At 44.9% G+C, this 5,656-nt stretch carries 6 protein-coding genes; all 6 read left to right on the top strand.

The features are described from left to right. A partial coding sequence (locus GXO74_00190; protein ID NOZ60076.1) for an alpha/beta hydrolase occupies window positions 1-733 on the top strand: 733 nt, incomplete at its 5' end. 23 nt (window positions 734-756) lie between these two features. Beyond that, window positions 757-1,392: a hypothetical protein gene (locus GXO74_00185; protein NOZ60075.1), complete on the top strand. Its 636-nt coding sequence runs from the start codon at window positions 757-759 to the stop codon at window positions 1,390-1,392. Window positions 1,393-1,468: 76 nt separating this feature from the next. Beyond that, complete coding sequence (locus GXO74_00180) at window positions 1,469-2,653, top strand: aminopeptidase (protein NOZ60074.1); 1,185 nt, start codon at window positions 1,469-1,471, stop codon at window positions 2,651-2,653. Window positions 2,654-2,683: 30 nt separating this feature from the next. Beyond that, window positions 2,684-3,856 carry an aminopeptidase gene (locus tag GXO74_00175; GenBank protein NOZ60073.1) on the top strand — a complete coding sequence of 391 codons (1,173 nt, stop codon included), beginning with the start codon at window positions 2,684-2,686 and terminating at the stop codon, window positions 3,854-3,856. A 67-nt stretch (window positions 3,857-3,923) separates the two neighbouring features. After that, on the top strand, window positions 3,924-5,105 hold the full coding sequence (locus GXO74_00170) for a hypothetical protein (GenBank protein ID NOZ60072.1): 1,182 nt from the start codon (window positions 3,924-3,926) through the stop codon (window positions 5,103-5,105). Between the two features lie 22 nt (window positions 5,106-5,127). Further along, the coding region (locus GXO74_00165; GenBank protein ID NOZ60071.1) for a glycoside hydrolase family 32 protein at window positions 5,128-5,656 on the top strand (529 nt) is incomplete at its 3' end.

Below are 5,656 nucleotides of genomic sequence, written 5' to 3'. Positions count from 1 at the left end.
TAATCCGCCGGTGCTGTTCGTCGCTGGCTGGATTACGCTGATTGAAGCCTGGAAAGATGTATTGCGGGAAATGACAAAAGATTTTGAAGTTCATTACGTGGAAACGCGGGAGAAAAAATCCTCGCAGGTGAGCGGCAAAGTGAGATACGGCGTTGAGGATATTGGCAAGGATATCGCAGCGCTGGTGGCGCATTTTAAATTCCGACCGAAAAATTACATTCTTTTCGGCAGTTCCCTGGGCGCTACAGCGATTCTTGACAGCACGCAACATTTGCCAGTGGAACCTTTATGCCTGGTGCTCATCGGGCCTAATGCGGTTTTTCGCGTCCCTCGTTTTGGCAAAGCGATAATTTTTCTTTTTTATCCGGGTTTCTACGCAATTTTAAAACCGTTCATCAAATGGTATTTAAAAAATTTCCGTCTCGACGTGGAAAAAGACTATGCTCAATACGAAAAATATTGCCGCAATATCGATGCGGCGGATCCGTGGAAATTGAAAAAAGCAGCGTGGCTATTGGCTAAGTACGCTGTTTGGGATTTGCTGCCAAAAATAGAAATTCCGACTCTCATCGCCGGCGCGTCTCATGATACGCTCCATGAACCGGAAAATTTGAAAAAAATCGTTTCCCTGATGCCAAAGGCGACTTACGTCGACCTGGAAACTAACAAACGCACACATCAGGCAGTCATGGTGGAAAAAATGCGCGAATACATCAAATCAATTCACAAATAAAAGGTCAAATTGGAGGTGTTCCGATGAAGAAGAAAAATTTGCTTTCAGTTTTGTTGACATTCTTATTTTTTATTTTTGCTTGCAACGTAAATCTCAATAAATCCATCACCATTGAAGATGGCCAAACGGTAAATCACAGCTTGAATGTTGTCAACGGCATTGTTCGCGTTGGAAATAATTGCGTAATTAAAGGCGGCATTCGTTCTGTAAACGGCAGCGTTTTAATTGGCTCTCACACCAAAGCACAAGATGTGAAAATTGTGAACGGAAAAATAGTCGTTGGCGACAGCAGTTTTTTCGATGGGAGTCTGGAAGTTGTGAACGGAGAAATTTCCTGCGGGGTGGGTACAAAAATTCACGGATCAGTGAAAACAGTGAACGGCGGAATAGATTTAACTGGCGTTAGAATCAGAAGAGATGTGGGAACAGTAAACGGCGATATTGTACTGACAAAAGCGTCAGTCGTAGAAGGCAATATCATAATAAAAAAAGCAAAAGGAAAATTTAGCGAGCGGCAATGCACGATTCGTATTGCCGATAATTCAGAGGTAATGGGAAATATAATTGTGGAAGATGAAAGAGTCCAGGTAACCGTCCATTTGCAAAGTGGCGGCAAGGTACTTGGAAAAGTTGAAAACGCGAAAGTTTTGTCTGATTAGATTTTGTTCAAGGTGTATCTACCTCATAGGTGGAGTCCACCTCATCTGAAAATTTACAAATTTCTAAGGAGGAGTCATGCCATCCAGATTAAAAATTTTGTCCATCGTTTCAGTTCTGATTTTGTCTTTATTTTTTTCCCAAATCGTTCTGGCCCAAGAGGAGAAAAAGGAAGAAAAGAAAAAAGATGCGTACGAATTTACCCTGGTGAAAGAACTGCCACATACTTCCGTAAAAAATCAAGCCAGCACAGGCACCTGTTGGTGTTTTGCGACGATTTCTTTTCTGGAATCAGAAGCTTTGCGCCTGGGGAAAGATGAGCTGAATCTGTCGGAAATGTACGTCGTGCGCAACGCCTATCCGGAAAAAGCGAAACGCTATGTGCGGCTTCACGGCGGCGGAAGTTTTTCCGAAGGCGGCGCCTGTCACGATGTGATTGACGTGATGCGCGCGAAAGGGCTGGTTCCGGAAGACGTCTATCCCGGCCTGAATTACGGCGAGAAGAAACACAAACACGGCGAGTTAACTTCCATTTTGAGCGGCATGTTGAACGCCGTAGTAAAAAATCGCGGCGGCAGAGTAACGCCAAAATGGGAACCAGCGTTCGAGTCCGTGCTTGATATTTACCTGGGCGCAGAACCGAAAACTTTTTCTTTCAAAGGAAAAGATTATACGCCTAAATCTTTCGTAAAAGATTATCTTCAGCTAAATCCTGACGATTACGTGGAAATTACTTCCTACACGCACCACCCGTTTTATTCGCAAATCTATCTCGAGCTGCCGGACAACTGGACTTTCAACGATCAATATTACAATGTTCCCATTGAAGACATGGAGCGCATCATTGACAACTCGCTGGAAAATGGCTACACAGTAGTTTACGGCGGCGATGTCAGCAACAAATATTTCAGCAGCAAAAAAGGCTACGGCATTGTTCCTCTGAAAGATTGGGAAGACCTGACCCGGGAAGAACGGAAAAAAGAGATTACCGAACCGGTGGAAGAAAAAATACCGAATCAGGAATTGCGCCAGAAATGGTTTGACAATTACACTGCCACCGACGACCACGCCATGCACATTGTCGGCATTGCCAAGGATCAAAAAGATCATCGCTTTTATTACACGAAGAATTCCTGGGGCACAGACAGAAAATATGACGGTTACATGTATTTGTCCAAACCGTACATTTTGCTGAACGCTACGGGATTCATGGTCAACAAAAATGCGATTCCCAAAGATATTAGAAAAAAATTAGGCCTGTAATTTTTTCAAAAAAATAAAGAGGAACAATCCATGAGAAAATTATTCGCGCTATCAGTTATTCTCGGACTGATTTTGGTGAATTTCAATATTGTTCATTCGCAAGAGAAGAAAAAAGATGAGGACAAATCTCCTTATCAATTTACGATCGACTATGAAGTTCCCCACACGCCAGTCAAAAATCAGGCGAAGACGGGCACGTGCTGGTGTTTCTCTACCGTGTCCTATCTGGAATCCGAAGCTTTGAGGTTGGGAAAAGGTGAGCTGAATTTGTCGGAAATGTTTGTCGTGCGCCATACTTATCCGCGCAAGGCAGAGAGTTACGTTCGGTTACACGGAAACGCGACCTTTGGTCAGGGCGGACAAAGTCATGACGTGATCGATCAAATTCGACGCTACGGTATTGTCCCGGAAAATGTTTATCCGGGCATGGAAATCGGCGAGAAGCAACATAATCACAGCGAGATGTTCGGCGTGCTGAAAGCAATTTTGGACGGCACTTTGCGCGGGAGAAAATTGACCCCGCGCTGGGAAGATGCCTTCAACAGCGTGCTGGATATTTACCTCGGTAAACCGCCGGTGGATTTTCTTTTTCAGGGGAAAAAATACACTCCCAAAAGCTTCGCTGAAAATTATTTGCGCTTAAATTTTGACGACTATGTTGAACTGACATCTTATCAGATTTATCCTTTCTACGAAAAATGCCGTCTCGAAGTGCCGGACAATTGGACGTTCAATGACAATTATTACAACGTGCCGATTAATGATCTGGAAAAAATTATCGATCACGCGCTGAAACATGGCTTTTCTGTGGTCTGGGACGGTGATGTGAGCGAGCGGGATTTTTCCACGCGCGAAACCGGCTATGCGATCGTGCCGGAAAAAGACTGGGAAGACAAAACCAAGGCCGAGCGCAAGGAGAAAATCACCGAACCGGTGAAAGAGAAAAAGGTCACGCAAGAAATGCGGGAACTCACTTTTGATAATTTTCAAACGACAGACGATCATTTGATGCACATTGTGGGGCTGGCGCACGATCAGAAAGGGACGAAATTTTATTACACGAAAAATTCCGCCGGCGTGGACGGCAGAAAATACAACGGCTACATGTACCTGTCACGCCCCTACGTGCGATTGAAAACAGTTGCCATCATGGTCAACAAAAATGCCATCCCTAAAAAGTATCGGAAAAAATTGGGATTGTGATAAAGTTAACCCTTTCAAAGGTTCTGAACCTCTGAAAGGGGCAAAGAATTCTAACCCGGAGTGAATCATGGAACAAAAGGACGAAAATGCTTTACGAATAATTACTTTCTCCAATCAAACCAAAGAAGATAAAAAATTGCTGAAAAAATTTGTCGATTTTCACTGGCAGCACTACCAAAATGACGAAAAGTACATTCCTCTGCTCGATTACGAGTATCTCGGTTTCAAACTGATTGGCATTCACGGATTTTTTGAACCGTCAAATTTGTTTTTCAAGCACGCGGAGATGATTTTCTTTCTGGCCATGCGCGGCAATGAAGTCGTCGGTCGTTGCAATGCTTTCACAAACCATCGCCACAACGAGCACTGGAATGACAAAGTAGGATTTTTCGGGCAGTTCGAAGTGGTCGAAGATCAAGAGGCTGCCGACGCACTCATTGCGGCTGCGACAGCATGGCTGAAATCCAAGGGCATGGACCGCATTCGCGGCCCGCAAAATCTTCCCGTGAATGAAGCGACGCCAGGCGTGATGACCGATGGCTTTTTGTCACGACCGGTGATGTATTATCATTATAATAAACCTTATTACGCCAGCTTGCTGGAAAATGCCGGGTTCAAACCAGTGAAGCGCGTGCTTTCGTGGGAAGTTCCGACGACCAATCCCATGGAAGAAAAATTAGAGCGCGTGGCGCAGGCTGTGATCAAACGTTACAATGTTAAGATCGAAACCTGGGGTGAACGGAAACTGAAAGTGCGTAAACAGGAAATGTACGAAATCTACAACGACGCCTGGAACGACAATTTCGGTTTTGTGCCATTCACCAAAGAGGAATTTGACACCATCGTCGACGACATGATGCTCATCATGGACAAAAAATTGTTCATGTTTTTGTACATTCATGACGAACCGGCTGCCTTCTTCGGCGGCGTACCCAATATTACCGAACGCATGGTCCCTATGAAATGGTGTCGCCGCTGCGAACTGTTGCGCGCGGCGAGAATGTTGCTCACCAAAAGCAAAGTAAAAGGTTTTCGGCTTGGCTATTTGGGTGTCAAGAAAAAATATCGCAATCTGGGTTTACCGGCTGTGATGTTGTGGCGCGAAAAAATAATTTCACAAAAAGCGGGCTATGAATACAGCGACATGGGCTGGGTCCTTGAAGATAACGTACTGGTCATCAGATTGGTGGATATGATGTCTTCAACGCCGTCAAAGACGTACACGGTTTATGAGAAGGCGATTGGATGAAGTTGACCGGAAAAAATAAAAAATGAAGCGCCAATTTAAATGGAATAGATACCCCGGGAATCCGATCATTGGACCCAAGCCAGGAACATTTTTCGCGGATCAGGCAGCAAATCCGGATTTATTAGTGCGAGAAAATGAATTTTATCTTTATTTCCGCGGTCAGCAGGGTGGACATGATCGAATCGGATTGGCGCGCGCCTCCAAAAATAACTTTACCGGCGCCCACTGGGAGATTTTGCCGGAACCGGTGCTGGATGTCGGGGCAGCCGGCGATCCCGACGAAACTCATGTGCTGGACCCGGCGGCGGTCGAAGTTGACGGGAAGATTTATTTGTACTATTCCGCTGTTAGTCCTCACTGTGAACGCAGTGTTTGTCTGGCAATTTCGCACGACGGAATTCATTTCCAAAAATATTCCGGGAATCCCATTCTCATTGGCGGCGGGCCTGAAATTGTTTATTTCAGAAACAGATTTCACCTTTTTTATTGGCAGGATCGCCCCGGACGAGCGGGATTTGAAATTCATTCTGCAGTTTCCCATGACGGAAAAA

The sequence above is a fragment of the Calditrichota bacterium genome (genome assembly GCA_013152715.1).
Lineage (GTDB): Bacteria > Zhuqueibacterota > Zhuqueibacteria > Thermofontimicrobiales > Thermofontimicrobiaceae > 4484-87.
This window is presented reverse-complemented; position numbering and strand designations above follow the sequence as displayed.